The sequence below is a fragment of the Flavobacterium sp. CLA17 genome (assembly GCF_013112255.2).
Classification (GTDB): domain Bacteria; phylum Bacteroidota; class Bacteroidia; order Flavobacteriales; family Flavobacteriaceae; genus Flavobacterium; species Flavobacterium circumlabens.
Genome location: NZ_CP068294.1, coordinates 2872120 through 2890903, shown reverse-complemented (window position 1 = coordinate 2890903; position 18784 = coordinate 2872120). Strand labels below are relative to the sequence as shown.

General features: G+C 34.8%; 21 protein-coding genes. 9 read left to right on the top strand and 12 right to left on the bottom strand.

What is annotated here, in order from left to right; translation table 11 throughout:
• Nucleotides 1–49: 49 nt before the first annotated feature.
• The gene (locus HAV12_RS11850) at nucleotides 50–526 is read left to right on the top strand and encodes a helix-turn-helix transcriptional regulator (protein ID WP_171569847.1); all 477 of its coding nucleotides are present in this window, start codon (nucleotides 50–52) and stop codon (nucleotides 524–526) included.
• Between the two features lie 137 nt (nucleotides 527–663).
• Here the strand turns inward: HAV12_RS11850 and HAV12_RS11845 are convergent, their stop codons facing one another.
• Nucleotides 664–1677, bottom strand: coding sequence for a hypothetical protein (locus tag HAV12_RS11845; protein ID WP_171569846.1), 1014 nt, complete (start codon nucleotides 1675–1677; stop codon nucleotides 664–666).
• 82 nt (nucleotides 1678–1759) lie between these two features.
• Nucleotides 1760–2311 (bottom strand): 1-acyl-sn-glycerol-3-phosphate acyltransferase, encoded by a 552-nt coding sequence (locus HAV12_RS11840; protein WP_171569845.1) that lies wholly within the window; start codon nucleotides 2309–2311, stop codon nucleotides 1760–1762.
• Nucleotides 2312–2376: 65 nt separating this feature from the next.
• Here HAV12_RS11840 and HAV12_RS11835 point away from each other — a divergent pair, with 65 nt between their 5' ends.
• Genes HAV12_RS11835 through HAV12_RS11815 form a run of 5 tightly spaced genes read left to right on the top strand, consistent with a single transcriptional unit; the run spans nucleotide 2377 to nucleotide 5261 of the window.
• Nucleotides 2377–3042, top strand: a complete 666-nt coding sequence (locus tag HAV12_RS11835; RefSeq protein ID WP_132036707.1) for a spermidine synthase — start codon at nucleotides 2377–2379, stop codon at nucleotides 3040–3042.
• A 9-nt stretch (nucleotides 3043–3051) separates the two neighbouring features.
• On the top strand, nucleotides 3052–3729 hold the full coding sequence (locus HAV12_RS11830; RefSeq protein ID WP_171569844.1) for a peptidoglycan DD-metalloendopeptidase family protein: 678 nt from the start codon (nucleotides 3052–3054) through the stop codon (nucleotides 3727–3729).
• A 6-nt stretch (nucleotides 3730–3735) separates the two neighbouring features.
• Nucleotides 3736–4209, top strand: coding sequence for a hypothetical protein (locus HAV12_RS11825; protein ID WP_132036705.1), 474 nt, complete (start codon nucleotides 3736–3738; stop codon nucleotides 4207–4209).
• 4 nt (nucleotides 4210–4213) lie between these two features.
• Nucleotides 4214–4738 carry a hypothetical protein gene (locus tag HAV12_RS11820; protein WP_171569843.1) on the top strand — a complete coding sequence of 175 codons (525 nt, stop codon included), beginning with the start codon at nucleotides 4214–4216 and terminating at the stop codon, nucleotides 4736–4738.
• 52 nt (nucleotides 4739–4790) lie between these two features.
• Nucleotides 4791–5261 (top strand): nuclear transport factor 2 family protein, encoded by a 471-nt coding sequence (locus HAV12_RS11815; protein ID WP_171569842.1) that lies wholly within the window; start codon nucleotides 4791–4793, stop codon nucleotides 5259–5261.
• 60 nt (nucleotides 5262–5321) lie between these two features.
• On the opposite strand, the gene HAV12_RS11810 is transcribed toward HAV12_RS11815, so the two are convergent.
• On the bottom strand, nucleotides 5322–6809 hold the full coding sequence (locus HAV12_RS11810; RefSeq protein WP_171569841.1) for an aminotransferase class V-fold PLP-dependent enzyme: 1488 nt from the start codon (nucleotides 6807–6809) through the stop codon (nucleotides 5322–5324).
• A gap of 180 nt (nucleotides 6810–6989) precedes the next feature.
• On the opposite strand from HAV12_RS11810, the gene msrA reads away from it, so the two are divergent.
• The gene (gene msrA, locus HAV12_RS11805) at nucleotides 6990–7520 is read left to right on the top strand and encodes a peptide-methionine (S)-S-oxide reductase MsrA (protein ID WP_171569840.1); all 531 of its coding nucleotides are present in this window, start codon (nucleotides 6990–6992) and stop codon (nucleotides 7518–7520) included.
• Between the two features lie 8 nt (nucleotides 7521–7528).
• Complete coding sequence (locus tag HAV12_RS11800; protein ID WP_171569839.1) at nucleotides 7529–9097, top strand: YdiU family protein; 1569 nt, start codon at nucleotides 7529–7531, stop codon at nucleotides 9095–9097.
• A 77-nt stretch (nucleotides 9098–9174) separates the two neighbouring features.
• Here HAV12_RS11800 and HAV12_RS11795 read toward each other — a convergent pair whose 3' ends face one another.
• Together HAV12_RS11795 and HAV12_RS11790 are read right to left on the bottom strand one after the other, a co-directional pair.
• Nucleotides 9175–10143 carry a YpdA family putative bacillithiol disulfide reductase gene (locus tag HAV12_RS11795; RefSeq protein WP_171569838.1) on the bottom strand — a complete coding sequence of 323 codons (969 nt, stop codon included), beginning with the start codon at nucleotides 10141–10143 and terminating at the stop codon, nucleotides 9175–9177.
• 4 nt (nucleotides 10144–10147) lie between these two features.
• The gene (locus HAV12_RS11790; protein ID WP_132036698.1) at nucleotides 10148–10624 is read right to left on the bottom strand and encodes a CYTH domain-containing protein; all 477 of its coding nucleotides are present in this window, start codon (nucleotides 10622–10624) and stop codon (nucleotides 10148–10150) included.
• 379 nt (nucleotides 10625–11003) lie between these two features.
• Here HAV12_RS11790 and HAV12_RS11785 point away from each other — a divergent pair, with 379 nt between their 5' ends.
• Entirely contained in the window at nucleotides 11004–11555 is a 552-nt protein-coding gene (locus HAV12_RS11785; protein WP_171569837.1) for a hypothetical protein, read from the top strand.
• A gap of 47 nt (nucleotides 11556–11602) precedes the next feature.
• On the opposite strand, the gene HAV12_RS11780 is transcribed toward HAV12_RS11785, so the two are convergent.
• The 7 genes from HAV12_RS11780 to HAV12_RS11750 all read right to left on the bottom strand — a co-directional run bounded on the left by HAV12_RS11780 (nucleotide 11603) and on the right by HAV12_RS11750 (nucleotide 18724).
• Nucleotides 11603–12649 carry an o-succinylbenzoate synthase gene (locus HAV12_RS11780; RefSeq protein WP_171569836.1) on the bottom strand — a complete coding sequence of 349 codons (1047 nt, stop codon included), beginning with the start codon at nucleotides 12647–12649 and terminating at the stop codon, nucleotides 11603–11605.
• A 32-nt stretch (nucleotides 12650–12681) separates the two neighbouring features.
• Nucleotides 12682–13881, bottom strand: a complete 1200-nt coding sequence (locus tag HAV12_RS11775; protein ID WP_171569835.1) for a M48 family metallopeptidase — start codon at nucleotides 13879–13881, stop codon at nucleotides 12682–12684.
• A 3-nt stretch (nucleotides 13882–13884) separates the two neighbouring features.
• Nucleotides 13885–14409 (bottom strand): DUF2199 domain-containing protein, encoded by a 525-nt coding sequence (locus HAV12_RS11770; RefSeq protein WP_171569834.1) that lies wholly within the window; start codon nucleotides 14407–14409, stop codon nucleotides 13885–13887.
• A 47-nt stretch (nucleotides 14410–14456) separates the two neighbouring features.
• On the bottom strand, nucleotides 14457–15134 hold the full coding sequence (locus HAV12_RS11765) for a metal-dependent hydrolase (RefSeq protein ID WP_171569833.1): 678 nt from the start codon (nucleotides 15132–15134) through the stop codon (nucleotides 14457–14459).
• Nucleotides 15135–15162: 28 nt separating this feature from the next.
• The gene (gene menA / locus HAV12_RS11760) at nucleotides 15163–16125 is read right to left on the bottom strand and encodes a 1,4-dihydroxy-2-naphthoate octaprenyltransferase (protein ID WP_171569832.1); all 963 of its coding nucleotides are present in this window, start codon (nucleotides 16123–16125) and stop codon (nucleotides 15163–15165) included.
• 109 nt (nucleotides 16126–16234) lie between these two features.
• On the bottom strand, nucleotides 16235–17068 hold the full coding sequence (locus tag HAV12_RS11755; RefSeq protein ID WP_035681238.1) for a 1,4-dihydroxy-2-naphthoyl-CoA synthase: 834 nt from the start codon (nucleotides 17066–17068) through the stop codon (nucleotides 16235–16237).
• A gap of 798 nt (nucleotides 17069–17866) precedes the next feature.
• Nucleotides 17867–18724: a S1 RNA-binding domain-containing protein gene (locus HAV12_RS11750; RefSeq protein WP_171569831.1), complete on the bottom strand. Its 858-nt coding sequence runs from the start codon at nucleotides 18722–18724 to the stop codon at nucleotides 17867–17869.
• Nucleotides 18725–18784: the final 60 nt, after the last annotated feature.

Sequence of the window (18784 nt, the reverse complement as noted above, 5' to 3'; positions counted from 1 at the left end):
TTCTTTTAATTACATTTGTAAACATACGAATTAATTATAATAATTTACAATGGTAAACATCGATGATTTTGTTAAAAGACTAGAAGTTATCCTCGATTATTATGGATTAAATGCTTCTGCATTTGCGGATAAAATCGGTGTGCAACGCTCCAGCATGTCCCACCTCCTTTCCGGAAGAAACAAGCCGAGTTTAGATTTTGTATTAAAAATTGCAGAAGTTTTTCCGGATGTAGATCTATACTGGATCTTAAATGGAAAAGGAAGTTTTCCTAAAAAAGAGGAGATTTCTAAAAATAATGAAACGGAGATTATCGCTGAAATTGAAAAAACAAGCCCTCCTATTCCAGTAACTGATACTTCTGCTTCAGGAGATTTATTTTCAGGATTTAATTCGAATGAAGATATAAAAGAAGAAAAAAGAAATTTCTTAGAAACAAAAAATTCAAATGTTCCTTCAAATGAGGATGAAATCGGGAAAATTGTATTTTTCTATAAAAATGGAACATTTAAGGTATATGTGCCGTAATTTGAAAATATCGCGTATTTGAAAATATTCTAAAATATTTTTCATTTAAGCAATTCTCAGGAGATGGGATAATGCAATAAAAAACGGCCTAAATTCAAAATCTGAATTTAGGCCGCTTCATTTATAAATAAATTTAGTTATTTTCTCAATATAAATACTGAAGTTACTCCGGCTTCAGCTCTTACATTTACCGGAGCAAAATCACCTGTCATTGTCGGATAATTAAAAGTTAACACTTGTCCACCGGCATTAAGTCTCTCGGCTACATAAATCTTTTTTGTAACAGTATCATAAGCAACATCTACAGGATTCCCCAACGTTGAATTGGGGCCATAAACTCTAATCTGATTCATTAAAGCAATTGTTCCGCCAGTCATTGTAGCGTTAAAAACAGTCGAAAAGTTTTTTATTACGATCAATCCTCCGTCTGTTCCTGATGCTGCACTTGCTACATCTGTTAAAATCATTACATCATCAGACGAAGAATAAGTTATTCCATGGGAACGTTTTAAACCAGCAATTGTAACTCGTTTGGTAGCTGTAATTGTTCCTGAAGCATTATTCATAAAATCTTTGAAGAAAACAAGATCACCTGTTAAATCAGCAACAGCGTATAAATCGTTTCCATTAATGTGAATTCCCCACAATTTAAAGTCTGTTGTAAATGTTTTTACCAAAGAAAAATTTGCTGCAGTTTTTTTATAAACAAAGAATTTATTTATCATTCCGTTAGAAGCCAGCTGATCCTGGGCCACTACGACAATGTCTCCTGAAACTGCAGTTTCGCGGGCGTTGGTAAATTCGCCTGTCAAACTACTTATGGATAGCGTCAAATTATCTGTACCTGCTTTCAGAGCACTTTTTATTCCGGTGTAGGTTTCTAATTTATTGTTAGTTCTTGAAGCTACAATAACAGCATCTGTTTCACTGTTGTATGAAATTCCTTCAGCATCTAATGATGCTATGGTAAAAGATTTCACCATTGGTGCAGTTGCCAGTAAATCTGTGTAAGTAATTTTTCCAGAAGTATTGCTAGAAGTAACCAATGTTAATTCAGGCGTATCTGTACTATTGTTGTTATCAGAGTCGTTACTATCGCAAGATGCAAAAAGTAAAACTAAAAATGCGGATGTAATAAATAGATTTTTCATAATTATAATTTTAGAAAGTTATTTATACTTACGATAAAATTATAATTATGGTTTTTATCTTGTTAATGTTATTGTTTTTTTGTTAAAAATGATAGCCTCTTTCCGGTATTTTACCTATAACGCCATCATAATGTTTTTTCAGGACTTGCAAATCAGCTTCATAATTTCCGGTTGGAAAAAAGGGCACTCCTAAGTTTACTTCTTTTTTGCCCCAGTCAAAAGCTACAGGCACTATTGGAACATTCGCTTTAAGCGCTATATAATAAAAGCCACTTTTTATTTCAGCAACTTTTTTACGTGTTCCTTCAGGAGCAACCGCTAAACGAAAAACCTCCTTGCGCTCAAAAATAGCCGCTATCGAATCTACTTTATTTAAACCTCCTGAACGGTCTAACGGCTCACCGCCTACACTTCTGAAATAATATCCGAACGGAAACTTAAACAATTCTTTCTTTCCAACCCAATTCATTTCTAATCCCGAAATTCCCCTGGTGAAGATTCCTAAATAAAAATCATGATTGCTTGTATGAGGCATTACCATCAGGATACATTTTTTTACTTCTGCATTTTCAATCCCCACTATCTTCCAGCTCATTAGCTTAAAAAAGATAAATTTATACAACTGTTTCTTCATTAAAATTTATTTTTTCCGGCAAAATAAAAGATTTAAATGTTATTTTTGGGTAAAACGAGGAGAAAATGATTCAAAAAATATTCAGTTATCTGATTCCTATCAAAATATTCAAAAAAAAATCGGCCAGAAGTAAAATAATCGAAGTTACATGGGCCAATGGTGAATTGGTTCTGGATTCTGAGAACACCAATTATTCTTATGGAAGCCTGCAGCGTATATTAAGGTATGGTTTAAGAAATATTGGGTATCAAAATATTCTTGAGATGGATCACATTTTATTGTTGGGAGTTGCGGGGGGAAGCGTAATTAAAACGTTAGTGGATGAAATTGAATATAAAGGAAAAATCACAGGTGTTGAAATCGATCCGGACATGATTCAGATTGCGAACCAATATTTTAACCTCAATAAGATTAAACAGCTGGAAATTATTATTGATGATGCCTTTGAATTTGTGTTAAAAACGAAAGAAAATTATAATTTAATTATCATTGATGTTTTTGAAGATATAAAAATGCCTAATTTTCTATTCGAAAAGTTTTTTAGCGAACGGGTCTGTTCCCTTTTGAAAAATCAGGGTTTTATACTTTTTAATACCATGATTCTGGATGAAGCACATAATGTTAGAAACAGGAAGTACATTTCGGAAATAAATCCTAAATTGTTTAACTCAAAAATGTTGCCCCGAATAGAAGTTCATAACGAATTAATAATCATTGAAAAAGTAGCTTAATTTACCCTTATGAAAACCCTTACCTCCATTTTAAAATCCTTGCCTTCTACAAAAGTTATTGACTCAAGTATTGATTTTTCAAAATACAGACCATTAGATTTATCGGTCACTAACAAAGAATTGGTTAAAAACAAACCTGTAAATGCCGCAGAATTTGAAATTTTTATTTGCAATTATTTGCAAAACAACAACGCTGAAATTGCGTTTGGCGGTTATATCGAAGGTAGGAATCTTTACCAGCGGAGCAGCATTTTTAAAGACGGATCAACTCCGGAACGCAACATTCACATTGGACTTGATTTATGGGGAAAAGTCGGGACAACTATTATAGCGCCGCTTGATGGTAAAATACATAGTTTTAAAAATAATATTGGTATTGGAGATTACGGCCCGACTATTATTATGGAGCATGAAGTGGAAAATGAAAAATTTTATACTTTATACGGACATTTATCGTTAGAAAGTATAGAAAACCTAACCGTTGGGGACATTTTCAAAAAAGGGGAAAGTTTAGCAACCTTTGGAGATTCAACAGTTAACGGAGATTATGCGCCACATTTACACTTTCAGATTATTAATAATATTGAAAATTACAACGGCGATTATCCCGGAGTCTGCAATATAAACGACTTGAACTTTTATATAGAAAACTGTCCCGACCCTAACTTATTATTAAAAATAACATAAATAGTTATGAAGAAAGCAATATTGATTATATGTTTGTCCTTATTAGTAGGATGTAAATCAAAAACAGTCAGCAGAGACACTGAAGATCTTAAAATTACAAAAGTAGATCCTTCAGAAATTAATTCCGGTCAGCAGAAAAAAGCGTATGATTTGGGAAAAAGAGTCTTGGAAACCTGTAATACTTCTAAGTTCAAGCCTTTTAATGAAACTGAAGTGACCAAATCCGTAATGGAGAACACGACCGAGGAGCGTCTGACAAAAACCTGTCAGCGTTTCAGACAGTATTACGGCAGTTTTGTTGATTTGAAATTAGATGGTGTTTACAAAACCAAACAAGAAGTGATTTACCGTTACCACGCGACCTACACAAAGAAGGTGGCCAACAAAGAGCTTCGTGTTTTTGTAAACGAAGAAAATTTAATCTCAGCCATAAAGTCAATGGATTGGGAAGAAAATTTCGAAACTAAATTAAAAGAATAAAAATATGAATTTAAAATTCCCCCTTTTTGTGTTGTTGTTCGTTTCGACTTTAGCAGGTGCTCAGGAAACTATGACAGTGAATGGTTCTAAACCTTATCCCGCTACACAAGAATATACCTTTATCTGCGAAAAATATGCGTACACCGGCGAAACAAAAGTTCAGGTTGCAAAAACGGAAAAAGGCGGAATTTTAAAATTATCAATTGTTACCGCCAATGAAAAATCACGAATTTCAGGTGGTGTTTATGTAGATTTAGCCAATGGCGATGTTATTCCGTGTGTCGATAAAAATAGTAAGGAGTCTGCAGATGGCAAAACAACCTCCTATTATTATTTTACACCGGCAGAAATGGCTAAGCTAAAAAAAACAGATATCAAAGGGATTAGATTTATTATTGTCGGAGGTTCGAATACTTTCGGAAATCAGACCGGATACTTTACAACAGTAAACAAAACGAATTATTTTTCTACAGCATTTGACACTTCGAAAAAATCATATGATACAGCAAAAGAAATTAGTACTTTGTAATTAATTTTTTATAAAATAAGTATTACATTTAGAGTCTAATTGTATTAAAAAAATGAATTCAAACGAAAACTTAATAGCTAAGTTCTATACTGCTTTTGGAAATGCTGACTACAAGACAATGAGCGAATGCTATCATCCAAAGATACATTTTATTGATCCTGCTTTTGGTTTACTAAAAGAAGGACAGGTTTCTAAAATGTGGGAAATGCTACTTTCAAAAAGCAAAGGAAATCTGAAAATTGAATTTTCAAATATTAAAGCCGATGAATTTTCAGGTTCTGCCAATTGGGTGGCGACTTATAATTTCAGCAAAACAAACCGAACAGTTGTCAATCGGATTTATGCCGAATTTATTTTTCAGGATGGTTTAATCATCAAACATACCGATAATTTTGATGTGTGGAAATGGTCCAAACAAGCTTTTGGCTTTACCGGACTTTTATTGGGATGGACCGGTTTTTTTCAGGGAAAAATTCAGAAACAGGCTCTCTTATCTCTCAAAAAATTCCAGGAATCTAAATAATGAAATTTAAAAACAAACCCGACAGATTTTTTAAAACTGTCGGGTTTGTTTTTTTAACTCTTACGATTTAAACCAGCCTGCCACCAATTCATCTTCAAATGAGTTGGCATTTTTATGAATAAACTCGTTTGTGATTTTATTATACGAATAGTCCAAAGCCCACTCTTTGTGATTTCCGGCAAGTTCTTTAATGCTTTTACAAACAAAAGCAATCTCTTCGTCAGTTGTGGTCGGGTGAATAGACATTCTGATCCATCCCGGTTTTTTGATCAGATCTCCAATTGTAATTTCGTCGACTAATTTATTTGAGGTTTCCTGATCTACATGCAATAGAAAATGCCCGTAAGTTCCGGCACAGCTGCACCCTCCTCTGGTTTGAATTCCAAATTTGTCATTCAGTAATTTTACGCCCAAATTAAAATGAAGTTCCTCAATAAAAAAGGAAACAACACCCAGACGATTTTTATGCTGTCCTGCCAAAATCTTAATATTATCAACCGGATCCAGTTCATTAAAAACATAATCAACAATTTCATGTTCACGTTGTAAAATGTTTTCAATTCCCATCTCCTCTTTCAGCTCAATGGCTAAAGCTGTTTTTATTACTTGCAGAAATCCGGGCGTTCCCCCATCTTCGCGGTCTTCAATATTTTCAACATATTTATGTTCCCCCCATGGATTTGTCCAGCTCACGGTTCCGCCGCCGGGACAATCGGGAATCATATTATGGTATAATTTTTTATTAAAGATAAGAACACCGGAAGTTCCCGGTCCTCCTAAAAATTTATGTGGAGAAAAGAAAATCGCATCTAAGTAAGATTCCGGATTTTCTGGATGCATGTCAATTGATACGTAAGGCCCTGAACAGGCAAAATCTACAAAACAAACCCCGTTGTGCTGGTGCATCAATTTGGCAGCTTCATGGAAAGGCGTTTTTAATCCCGTAACGTTAGAGCATGAAGTTATAGAAGCGATTTTAATAGTTCGATCGCGATACTTTTCTAATAATTGCTCGAGATTATCCAGACAAAAAAGTCCTTTATCACAGGATGGAATAATTTCCACATCTGCAATCGTCTCTAACCACGAAGTTTGATTGGAATGATGCTCCATGTGTGAAATAAAAACAATTGGTTTTTTTTCAGCAGGTACAATCGTACAATCCTTTAAGTTTTCCGGTATTTTTAAACCTAAAATACGCTGGAATTTATTGACTACGCCTGTCATTCCCGTACCATCAGTAATCAAAACATCATCCTGACTCGCATTGGTATGACGTTTTATAATATTTCTGGCATGATGATACGCTTTTGTCATGGCAGTGCCTGACACCGTAGTTTCAGTATGAGTATTCGCAACAAAAGGACCAAATTCATTCAAAAGTTTCTCTTCTATAGGGCGATACAGCCTGCCACTGGCAGTCCAATCGGTATAAATGATCTGTTTTTTGCCATATGGGGAAGTAAATTCCTGGTTTACACCAACAATATTTTTCCTAAATTCCTGAAAATAAGTTTCTAAAGTGATGGTACTATTTTTGCTATTCATTAGTGTGCCTGTATTTGATTGCAAATATATTGCTTTTTTATAGAATTGAGAATTTATCAATTATAAACTTCAAACATTAGATAACCTTTTGGTATCTTTAATTAAATAGTCTTTTTTATAAAAATTTGTCACAATATTCTATCGGATTAATAGGGCAATAAAACTTAAACTATAAGATTTATGGAAAATTTATCGGTTGCAACTTTTGGTGGTGGATGTTTTTGGTGTATTGAAGCTGTAATCCAGCGTTTAAAAGGAATAGAGACGTTAAAATCAGGATTTTCAGGAGGTTTTATCAAAAATCCGCCCTACCGTGAAGTTTGTACCGGAAGAACGGGTCATGCCGAAGTCATTCAGGTAACTTTTAATCCTGACATAATTTCATATCATGACTTAATTTCAATTTTTATGACAAGCCATGATCCGACAACTTTAAATCGTCAGGGTGGTGATAGCGGAACACAATATCGTTCCATTATTTTATATCATGATGATATTCAAAGAGAAATTGCAGAACAGGTTTTTGAAGAAGTCAAACCTTTATTCGAAGACCCGATTGTAACGGAACTAAAGTCATTTGAAGTCTTTTATAATGCCGAAGAAGATCATCAAAACTATTATAATAACAATCAGGACGCTCGTTATTGCCAAATCGTAATTGACCCGAAAGTACAGAAACTAAAAAAAATGTATGCTGATAAACTAGCCTAATAAATACAATGAAAAACTTAAAAATAAACAATAGATTTACAGCCGAATTACCAGCAGATCCTGACGAATCTAATGAAACCCGCCAGGTTACAAATGCGCTTTTTTCCTATGTAAATCCAACAAAACCAGCTAATCCCCAACTAATTCATGCCTCAGAAACTGTAGCTGAACTGGTCGGAATTTCTAAGGATGAAATTCAGTCGGAATCTTTTTTAAGTGCTTTTTCAGGAAAAGAAGTTCTTCCTGAAACGCGTCCTTATGCCCTGTGTTATGCCGGACATCAATTTGGAAATTGGGCCGGACAATTGGGAGATGGCCGTGCTATAAACTTAACAGAAGTAGAACACAATAATCAGTTTTTTACTCTTCAGTTAAAAGGCGCAGGAAAAACTCCTTATTCCAGAACTGCAGATGGTTTGGCCGTTTTGCGTTCTTCAATCCGGGAATATTTATGTGCCGAAGCTATGTTTTATCTGGGTGTTCCCACTACCCGGTCGCTTTCTTTGATGCTTTCGGGTGATGAAGTTTTGCGTGATATTTTATACAACGGAAATCCTGCCTATGAAAAAGGTGCGATCGTTTGTCGTGTGGCTCCATCTTTTATCCGTTTTGGAAGTTTCGAAATGATCACTTCCCGTAATGAATTGAAAAACTTGAAGCAATTTGTGGAATATACGATCCAACATTATTTCCCTGAAATTGAAGGAGAGCCTAAAGATCAATATGTACAGTTTTTTCAAAAAGTGGCCGATACCACGCGTGAAATGATTTTACACTGGCAAAGAGTTGGTTTTGTTCATGGTGTTATGAATACGGATAATATGTCTATTCATGGAATTACAATCGATTATGGTCCTTACGGCTGGTTAGAAAACTACGATCCAAATTGGACTCCAAATACTACCGACAGTCAAAACAGAAGATATCGATTTGGAAATCAGCCTCAGGTCGCACAGTGGAATTTGTATCAGCTGGCCAATGCACTTTATCCGTTAATTAATGATGCTAAGCCTTTAGAAAATATCTTAGAATCTTTTATAAAAAAATTCAATTCCGATTATAAAGAAATGTTCCTGAGTAAATTAGGAATATTTACTTCAATTGAAACTGATAGTGAATTTATTACTGACTTAGAAGAGAATCTGCAATTATCTGAAACCGATATGACAATCTTTTTCAGGAATTTGAATCGTATCAAAAAGGAAGACTCCGTTGAAAATGCCTTCGAAAAAATTAAAGACGCCTTTTATATACCGAAAGAAATTGCCAACAATGTATTGGAAAATTGGACCAGCTGGTTTTCATCTTATCTAAAAAGATTACAGGCAGAAAAGCTTTCGGACGAAGAGCGTATTGCAAAAATGAATACTATAAATCCGAAATATGTGTTGCGAAATTATATGGCCCAGTTAAGTATTGATGCTGCAGATCAGGGAGATTTTTCTTTGGTCAGCGAATTGTATTCATTGCTTCAAAAACCATACGACGAACAGCCGGAAATGGAAAAATGGTTTGCCAAAAGACCCGATTGGGCCCGCTCAAAAGTGGGTTGTTCTATGCTTTCCTGTAGTTCTTAATATTTTTATTTTGCCACAGATTAAAGGATTTAATAGATTACGATTAATCGCTAAATCTTTTAATCTGTGGCTATTTTTTATTGGGCTGTTATATAATCCATTATCATATTGGCGTGAATTCTGGAATTTTCAATAAACCATTTGTGCGTGTGCATTCCGCCGCAAATGACTCCTGCGAGAAATAATCCCGGCACATTCGTTTCCATAGTTTCCGGATGATAGGTTGGCGTTTTCATTTCATCATCAGACAATTGAATTCCCATATTTTCTAAAAACGATAAATCAGGCTGATACCCTGTTAAGGCCAGAACAAAGTCATTTTCTATTGTAATTTTTCCTTTTGGAGTTTGAATTTCAACCTCATTATCCTTGATTTCAGTAATATTCGATTCGAAATACGCTGTAATACTTCCTTCTGCTATTCGGTTTTCAATATCCGGTTTTGCCCAATATTTAACGCGATTGTTAATTTCGTTTTTACGAATGACCATAGTAACATTCGCCCCTTTTCTCCAACATTCCAAAGCCGCATCAACAGAAGAATTATTAGCACCGACTACCAGAATATTTCTAAAAGCATATTCATGCGCTTCCTTATAATAATGGCGGACTTTTGCTAACTCCTCGCCTTTTACATTCATTTCGATTGGAATATCATAAAAACCGGTTGCGATAATTACGTTTTTAGCTTCGTATGAATTTTTATCTGTTTTTACTTTAAATAATCCGCCTTCCTGCTTTTTGACTTCAGCCACTCTTTCAAACAAATGGATGGAGAAATTAAAGTAACGATGTATATTTCTGTAATATTCCAAAGCTTCCTGACGGCCCGGTTTTGGTGCCAGGCAATTAAATGGGATGTCCCCGATCTCAAGCCTTTCGGCAGTTGAAAAAAAAGTCATGTACAAGGGATAATTGAAAATACTGTTTACAATTGCTCCTTTTTCTATAATCAGGTAATTCAGGTTTTTCTTTTGGGCTTCGATTGCACAGGCCAGGCCAATGGGACCGCCTCCCACAATTATTAAATCATATGCTGCTGTCATAAAACTATTCTTTTCCCCAATCTTTAAAGGGATTTTTACTTAAATAGGCGTTGTAATATCTCGGATCGTTCGTTACTTCTTCTCCTAACCAATCCGGTTTTTCGAATTCATCGTTTTCAGATTGCAATTCTATTTCAGCCATAATTAAGCCTTCGTTCTCACCATAAAATTCATCCACTTCAAAAACATGATCTCCTGATTTTATTTCGAAACGTGTTTTTTCAATTTTACCCTTTTCACATAATTTCAGTAATTCCTGGGCTTCGTCAAGCGGAATTTCATTTTCCCATTCAAAACGGGACATTCCGCCCTGATGTCCGATTCCTTTAATAGTAATAAATCCTCTCTGGCCTTTAATTCTCACACGAACTGTTCTTTCGGGAATTGAACTTAAATATCCCTGAGCAATTTTATTTTGAGTAAAAGCCTGTTCTTTAAAATCATTTGATTTCACAAGAAACTTTCTTTCAATTTCAACCATTTTGATGTGCAAATTAATTTTTATGCAAGTTACTCAATTTAATTAAGTCTTAGAATTGACAGACCAGAAACTCTTTGATCCTGCAATTTTTGATCTCATGGAATTTTAATTAAACAAATAACTTTAAAATATCTGATTATTAACATGTTACCTGTTATTTTTTTGGTTAAATTTGATACGATCTTAATTTCATACTTATGTCTAAAAAAGCACTTTACCTATTAGGCACTGCAATAATTATTATTTTGGGTACTTGTTTTTATCCGAAATTATGTTGCAATTGTATGAAACCTCTAACAATTAATTCTGTTGAAAAACCAATTGCCGCGAATCCTGAGGCTGTTATTGCCATAAAATAATGAATCAAAAATAGACAATCATGAATATACCTTGTATTTTAATACCTGCGCTAATCGGATTAATCTGTGGAATTTTAGGTTACTTATTAGGAAGAATGAAATGCAATACCGATGATTCGCTTGCCATGACTTTACAAGCTGATCTTGATGCCTGCCAAATAAATACTAAAAACCTACAGGCAAGAATCTCTGCTTTAGAAACGGAGATGGCAGCACGAGCAACTATTACTGCTGCAGCACAATCATTTGCTGTACCCACTGCATCACTTTTAACATTTGACCCTGATCTTGCTACGTATATTCTGGGTCAAAAAATAAAAGAAAATGATCTTAAAATTGTAGAAGGTATCGGACCAAAAATTGAAGCTTTGTTCAACAATGCCGGAATCAATACCTGGTATGAATTATCGGAAGCATCTATAGAAAAACTGCAGATGATTTTGGATGAAGGTGGCGAAAATTATGCGATTCACAATCCAAGTACATGGGCAAAACAAGCCTTATTCGCTTATGAAGGAAAATGGCAGGAATTAAAAGACTGGCAGGAGAATCTGAGAGCTGGAAAAGAATAAAACCAATTACTATATAACCTTAAAAACTGGCTTCCGGCCAGTTTTTTTTATGGTTTTTCAAGAAGATGAGATTGCCATTTTTTGGTTGTATTGTACCATAATTGCCCGTTTGAGACTTCTAAAGGGCAATCGAAATTATTGGTATAAAGAGCACCTGTTCCAAGGCCCTGTGGCATTTTTGAATGCTGTAAAAAAGTCCATTGAGCGATTGCATTCAGCCCGATATTACTTTCCAGAGCCGATGTAATCCACCAGCCGATATTGTATTGATCTGCCAGCGTGATCCATTCCTGTGTTCCTCTGAAGCCACCAATAAAACTTGGTTTAAGAATGATGTATTGTGGTTTAATTTTTTGCAGCAGCTTCTCCTTTTCTTCCAGTGAAAATATACCGATCAGCTCTTCATCTAAAGCGATAGGAAACGGAGTCATTTTGCACAACTCTTCCATTGCTTCGGGATTTCCTTTTTTTAAAGGCTGTTCAATACTATGAATTTGAAATTTATCAAGTTGAATTAGCTTATCTAAAGCTTCACTTACAGGAAAAGCGCCATTGGCATCGACTCTGATTTCTATTTGTTCTGCAGAAAAATGACTTCTGATAAAGTGTAATAATTCCAGTTCTTTTTCGAAATAGATAGCTCCAATTTTGAGTTTTATACAATCAAAACCTTCGGCTAATTTTTCTTCAATTTGTTCTTTCATGAAAGAAGGCTCTCCCATCCAAACCAAACCATTTATGGCAATTGATTTAGAATGATCCGTAAAATCAGAAGGGAATAGTACATATGGACTTTCACTTTTAAGCGATAAAAAAGCCATTTCTAAGCCGAATTGTATCGAAGGAAATTCCAGCAAAGTTTCCCAAAGCACGGTTTCTCCGAGATGAATGTTTTGACAAGCCCAATTGAGTTTTTCCTCATAATCATCACGATCGTCTGCACTTAATCCTCTTAAAATACCGCACTCGCCTATTCCTTTTTTACCGTTTTCTTCCAGAACAATAAACCAGGTTTCTTTTTCCGTCATAATGCCCCGTGAAGTTCCTGACGGCCTTTTGAACTCCAGCATGTATTTATGGTAAGTGGCTTTCATTTTAAATACTCTGATTCTGAGTTGTTATAATTTTAAAAAAGCTTTAAAACTCTTTCGTAATCTTCGGATTTAATACCTGCTTTCTGAAATGTGGTAAAGTCTAACCTGGTTTTGTCTGTCCAGCTTAAACTGTCTGTTACATTTTGATTCTGGTATTTTTTATAAATAGATTTTGCCAAACTATAATCGTCGCTTAACAGATAAACGTGTGCCAGATTCAATTTTACCAATAGTTCCGTATCATCCAGTTTTTCGCCTTCTTTAAGCGTTTTGATTGCTTTTGCGTATTGCTTTGTCAGAATATAGCAATAACCAATTGAGCTGTAGTCTGTTGCTGTTGCTTTTCCATCATTAATAATGGTATTTAATTTGGGAATCGCTTCGTTGTACTTTTGATTTTTTATTAAAGCTGCAATTTGTGTTCTTAAGTCGTTATAGACGTTTTTAGAAATATCCGCATCATTGTAACAGGCATTACCAAAATCTTTATAAACTTTGGTTTTTTCGATTGCCAATAACTTTTGAAATTCCGAATAACGGTATTGTTTCATTATTTTATTCAAAATACAAACACAAAAATCATCAGAATTAGCCATTTTCTGGGCCATTGTAGAGGTTTTGCATAAACTGATAATTTCATTTTTATTATCCTGATTCCAGCCACGATTGAGTTTTGTATCTACCCACGGCACAACTTCCAGAACAATTTTTTGGGTTAAAAGCCAGTTTTTGCTTTCGAAACCAAACCAGATCGTTGTTGTATTTTCTTTTAGACAGGAAGATTTATCCAGAGACAATCTTTTAGCATCTTTACTCACGGGTTCCACCTGAGCAAAACAGGCTGTATCGGTCTTTCCGTCACTTACATATTTTTTTGCATTTTCATTGGATGTAAAAATAGAATACGTGCATTGATCGTCTCCTGAAATTTTCGACATCAAAAACACTGCTCCTGCCGAACCCTGACCTATTCCGTAAGGATCAGGTATTGCTTTTAGCACTGACACCAGGCTATTTGTCATTTCCTGATTTTTATCTAACAGCGTAATTCTATAGACTATTTCAGTAGTTCCAACTGGTAAATCTTCTGTATGAACGGTAATGCGGTCACGTGCAGAGACAATAATTTCTCTTGTCGTGGCGCGTTCTTTGTCCCAATAACCCTCTTTTTGAGCATACGTACTGTAAAATGAAATTACAGAAAGGAATAGAAGTATTTTTTTGAAAGTCATATTTTATGATTCTTTTTGAGTGGCATTAATCATATTCTGGATTCGGTTTTCAGCTTCTTCCTTTGTGATCCCTGCATAGAAATCTTTAACAAAAGAATGATCGAAACTTTCATGAGGAAAAATTACCGGCCTGTTATTGCCTTTTTGAGTGACCACGGTTGTTGGAATACTTTCTGAAAACTCATATTCACTTATATTATTAGACAACCAGCCAAAATATTCTGCTTCATGATTTTCATTATCAAAATTATCGAGATAATCCTGAAAACTTTTTTCGCTCAAAGAAACCCAAAATCCATATTCTAAGTCTTCACAGTGATCCTTTACTTTTTGAAATAATACACAACGTACAAACCTGCCAACTTCATCCGGATAATTGATGACACAAAAATCTTCATCAATAACAGCAATTTCTTTCTTTTCTTCGGCAGAAAGCCAGTAATAATTGTTAGGCGAATTATACGTTAAGGCAGGCCAGCCTTCATGTTGCTTACCACAACATTCACAGGTAAAATTAGTAGTATCCATTGTTTTAGTTTTGCGGCGTAACAGTTTCGTCCAGTCTGGCCACATATTTACAATTCTATTGATTCTCCGATTTTAAGAAGCATTAAATCTTTTCCTTTATCGAAAAATTTACGAATTGACTCTTCTTTATTAATTTCAATATAACCAAAAGTATCAAAATGATAACCCAGGATTTTGTCGCATTCTAAGAAATCCGAAGCTATGATAGCATCTTCAACATCCATGGTAAAATTATTTCCGATTGGAAGAATCGCCAAATCTAATTTGGTGCGCATCGGAATCAGTTTCATATCCATCGAAAGTGCTGTATCACCTGCAATATAGATGTTTTTATGCTCTCCTTCTATTACGAAACCACCGGGATTTCCGCCATAACTTCCGTTTGGAAAAGAGCTTGAATGGATCGCATTTACATATTTTACCTTTCCGAAATCAAATTTCCAGCTTCCTCCGTGATTCATCGGGTGTGCCTTGAATCCTAATGTGGCATAATAACTTGTAATTTCAGCATTCGAAACAATAACTGCATCGGTATTTTTTGCAATAGCTTCCACATCCAAAACGTGATCGCCGTGTGCATGAGTCAATAAAATATAATCGGCTTTTAAAGTATTTATATCGATAGCCGAAGCTTGTGGATTTCCCGTAATAAATGGATCAACAATAATATGTTTTCCTCCAACTTCAATCCCTAATGATGCGTGTCCGTAAAAAGTAATTTTCATTTTTATAAAATTTAAAGTTGAACTAATTCTATCTTCCTCCTAAGAAGAGATTCACAATAATATCTGAAACCAAGGAAATCATACAGATAGTCAAAAGCAAAGAAAGAAAAAAGGTGCTTAAGGCTAATTTTTTTAATTCAGGATCCAACAGTTTAGGCTCCTGGTTTTTAGAAACCGTAATCAGATGTTTCGTTAAAGGTATATAAGCCAATAAAAACAAATATTGATCGAAACGATAATTACTTAAAACAGCAAAAGCCAATACCAATACCATTGCAGTTATAATAAGCGCAAAATGGTATATTTTTGCTTTTTTACCACCCATTTGAACAACGATTGTGTTTTTGCCTGATTTTCTGTCTGATTCTTCATCACGCATATTATTCAGGTTTAGCACTCCGACACTTAACAAACCAATCGAAATTGCCGGTAAAATCAAAATCGGATCTACTTCTTTAGAATACAAAAAGTTAACGCCCAAAGTGCTTACGAGTCCGAAGAAAACAAAAACAAATAAATCCCCGAAACCTTTGTATCCGTAAGCAGAATTTCCAACGGTGTAGCGAATAGCCGAAGCAATTGCTGCAATTCCAAGTAAGAGGAAAAAGATGGAGTATCCGAAGTTAGATTCGCCAAAAGCAAAATAAATTAAGGTAACTGCAGATAATAAAGTTAAAACTGATGTAATGATGATTGCTTTTTTCATTTCCTGCGGTGTGATAACACCACTCTGGATAGCGCGCTTCGGCCCAACTCTGTCTTCATTGTCGGTGCCTTTTACGCCATCTCCGTAATCATTGGCAAAATTCGACAAAACCTGTAAGCCAAGCGTGGTTAAAAGTGCGAAACCAAAAATTTTCCAACTAAAAACTTCTGTCGGTGTATTGATGGTTTCTGTTGGGTTGGATAAGGCATAAATGCTTCCCACTATAATTCCGGAAACTGATAAAGGTAATGTGCGCAATCTTGCGGCTTCAATCCAGTGTTTCATTATGTTTTTTATTTGAAATTTTAGAAATTAGAATTTAGATTGTTGGAAAAGTTTACGGTCTCAGTGTCAGTTTTCAGACTGTGACTGAGACTGTAAACTGATTAAAACTTTACGGTAACCACTTATTCTCTCCGAAATTTGGTTTTCTTTTTTCTAAAAATGCATTTCTTCCCTCTTTGGCTTCCTCAGTCATATAGGCCAGACGGGTTGCTTCTCCTGCAAAAACCTGCTGCCCCACCATACCATCGTCTGTTAAGTTCATGGCGAATTTTAGCATTTTTATAGAGGTTGGTGATTTTTGCAGGATTTCCTGTGCCCACTCATAAGCAGTATCTTCAAGTTCATCGTGGGGAATAACGGCATTTACCATACCCATGTCCATTGCTTCCTGAGCCGAATAATTGCGACCTAAAAAGAAAATTTCGCGTGCTTTTTTCTGTCCCACCATTTTAGCCAGATAAGCAGATCCGTACCCCCCGTCAAAACTGGTAACATCGGCATCTGTTTGTTTAAAAATAGCATGTTCTTTACTCGCCAGGGTCATATCGCAAACCACATGTAAACTGTGTCCGCCACCCACTGCCCAGCCCGGAACAACGGCAATAACCACTTTAGGCATAAAACGAATTAGACGCTGGACTTCCAGAATATTCAAACGGTGCTGACCATCTTCTCCTACATAACCCTGATGTCCTCTGGCATTCTGATCACCTCCACTGCAAAAGGAATAAACCCCGTCTTTAGTCGAAGGGCCTTCTGCAGAAAGCAATACTACGCCTATTGAAGTATCTTCCTGTGCATCGTAAAAAGCCTGGTATAATTCTGAAGTTGTTTTTGGGCGAAAAGCATTTCTGACATTGGGTCTGTTGAAAGCAATTCTTGCAACTCCATTACATTTTTTATAGGTTATATCTTCAAATTCTCTGGCAGTGATCCAATCCATTTCTATTTGTTTAGTTTTAAAAATTATAGTGTAAAAATAAACCATTTTTATATTTTTACCTACTCTATTTAATTTTAGTCTGCAAGAAAGTAGCTCCCAATGTTAACAATTAGTATTTACCTACAAAAAATAACATTATTTAACATTTGGTTTGAAAAAAAATAAGTAATTTTACACCCTAGAAATCAATGAGATACATTTTATTTCATTGGATTATGATTGATTTTCTTTCACTGATTTATTAACCTAAAAAATGACTTTTTTTGAGAAAATTTAAAAAATTTGTCGCTTATTTTTTGACGGTTTTTATTAGTAAGCCCTTAATTAATGAGCAAATGATTTATGCATTTGTAAAAACTTCAAAAAAGAGATAGTAACACCTAAGGTTAAAAGCTGGAAATGTTTGTAATTAGCACAAAATTGAAAACGAAAAGAGGGAAATATGCTAATTGACTACTTTCTAAAAGTTATTCTATAAACCAATGGCACAGCCGTGAAATTGATTTTTTGCATTTTAGGACGAATGTATCGATTGTTTAAAGACATACCCATCTAAAGGAGTAATTTCAAAAATTTTTAAAGCTGTTACTTTTTTAATGGATTCGAATTATTTTATTTCTGTTTTTTTTTAATTACAATTTTTTTTAAAACGAGAATAAAAAGAGAAAGGCTACTTGTAATGAGTAGCCTTTCTTGTTATTCTAAATTTAATAAATACCAAAAAAGAAATTCCAAATTCCTGTATTCGTTCCTATTGGAATTTGGAATTTCTTTTTTGTCTTTTTTAAAAGGAAGTTCTTAATTATCCTTTACCAGATAAATTCCATCTTCTTTAATTTCGATAAGCTTTTCTTTATACAAAGCACCAATTGCTTTTTTAAAGGTTTTTTTACTCATTTTAAGTACCGTTTTGATGTCCTCCGGATGCGAATTATCATTTAGGCGTAAAAAACCGCGATTGGCTCTTAATTCGTCTAAAATCTTATCTGCATTTGGCTCAATACTCTGATAACCCTGCTCTTGCAAAGCTACATCAATTTTGTTATCGGGGCGGATATTTTTAATATAACCGACCATTCTGTCGCCAGTTCTTATCGCATCATCGTAGACTTCGTCTTTGTACAGCAGTCCTTTATGTTTCTCATTGATAATCACATTGATTCCGATTTCGGTAATATGCGAAACAATTAAATCAACTTCCTCTCCTTTTTCAACAGTTAAAATATCATTGTTCAAAAATTGATTTGTTTTACTTGAAGCGACCAGACGATTGGTTTTTTCATCCATATAAAGGTAAACTAAATAACGTTTTCCTTTTTCCATAGGACGCGCCTGTTCTTTAAAAGGAACCAAAATGTCTTTTTCCATTCCCCAGTCCATAAAAGCACCAACCTGATTGATGTAGTTTACTCTTAACAGAGCAAATTCATTCAATAATATATAAGGTTCGAGCGTTGTCGAAACCGGACGCTGTTCGTGGTCTAAATAAACAAAAACGATAAGCTCCTCGCCTATCTCAAATTCATTGGGAACGTATTTATTGGGTAATAATATATCGTGAATTCCTTCAGGGTCTTCTTCAGGATTTCCTAAAAATAAACCAACTTTGGTATCACGTAATATGGTAAGCGTATTGTATTTTCCTATTTCAATCATATTATAAGGTTCTGAGTTGATAAGCAACTAAGTTTCTAAGCCGCAAAGGTACGAAGTTTG

Coding starts and splice junctions, on each gene's coding strand:
- HAV12_RS11850 (WP_171569847.1), top strand. CDS start 50: ATGGTAAACATCGATGATTTTGTTAAAAGACTAGAAGTTATCCTCGAT.
- HAV12_RS11845 (WP_171569846.1), bottom strand. CDS start 1,677: ATGAAAAATCTATTTATTACATCCGCATTTTTAGTTTTACTTTTTGCA.
- HAV12_RS11840 (WP_171569845.1), bottom strand. CDS start 2,311: ATGAAGAAACAGTTGTATAAATTTATCTTTTTTAAGCTAATGAGCTGG.
- HAV12_RS11835 (WP_132036707.1), top strand. CDS start 2,377: ATGATTCAAAAAATATTCAGTTATCTGATTCCTATCAAAATATTCAAA.
- HAV12_RS11830 (WP_171569844.1), top strand. CDS start 3,052: ATGAAAACCCTTACCTCCATTTTAAAATCCTTGCCTTCTACAAAAGTT.
- HAV12_RS11825 (WP_132036705.1), top strand. CDS start 3,736: ATGAAGAAAGCAATATTGATTATATGTTTGTCCTTATTAGTAGGATGT.
- HAV12_RS11820 (WP_171569843.1), top strand. CDS start 4,214: ATGAATTTAAAATTCCCCCTTTTTGTGTTGTTGTTCGTTTCGACTTTA.
- HAV12_RS11815 (WP_171569842.1), top strand. CDS start 4,791: ATGAATTCAAACGAAAACTTAATAGCTAAGTTCTATACTGCTTTTGGA.
- HAV12_RS11810 (WP_171569841.1), bottom strand. CDS start 6,809: ATGAATAGCAAAAATAGTACCATCACTTTAGAAACTTATTTTCAGGAA.
- msrA (WP_171569840.1), top strand. CDS start 6,990: ATGGAAAATTTATCGGTTGCAACTTTTGGTGGTGGATGTTTTTGGTGT.
- HAV12_RS11800 (WP_171569839.1), top strand. CDS start 7,529: ATGAAAAACTTAAAAATAAACAATAGATTTACAGCCGAATTACCAGCA.
- HAV12_RS11795 (WP_171569838.1), bottom strand. CDS start 10,143: ATGACAGCAGCATATGATTTAATAATTGTGGGAGGCGGTCCCATTGGC.
- HAV12_RS11790 (WP_132036698.1), bottom strand. CDS start 10,624: ATGGTTGAAATTGAAAGAAAGTTTCTTGTGAAATCAAATGATTTTAAA.
- HAV12_RS11785 (WP_171569837.1), top strand. CDS start 11,004: ATGAATATACCTTGTATTTTAATACCTGCGCTAATCGGATTAATCTGT.
- HAV12_RS11780 (WP_171569836.1), bottom strand. CDS start 12,649: ATGAAAGCCACTTACCATAAATACATGCTGGAGTTCAAAAGGCCGTCA.
- HAV12_RS11775 (WP_171569835.1), bottom strand. CDS start 13,881: ATGACTTTCAAAAAAATACTTCTATTCCTTTCTGTAATTTCATTTTAC.
- HAV12_RS11770 (WP_171569834.1), bottom strand. CDS start 14,409: ATGGATACTACTAATTTTACCTGTGAATGTTGTGGTAAGCAACATGAA.
- HAV12_RS11765 (WP_171569833.1), bottom strand. CDS start 15,134: ATGAAAATTACTTTTTACGGACACGCATCATTAGGGATTGAAGTTGGA.
- menA (WP_171569832.1), bottom strand. CDS start 16,125: ATGAAACACTGGATTGAAGCCGCAAGATTGCGCACATTACCTTTATCA.
- HAV12_RS11755 (WP_035681238.1), bottom strand. CDS start 17,068: ATGGATTGGATCACTGCCAGAGAATTTGAAGATATAACCTATAAAAAA.
- HAV12_RS11750 (WP_171569831.1), bottom strand. CDS start 18,724: ATGATTGAAATAGGAAAATACAATACGCTTACCATATTACGTGATACC.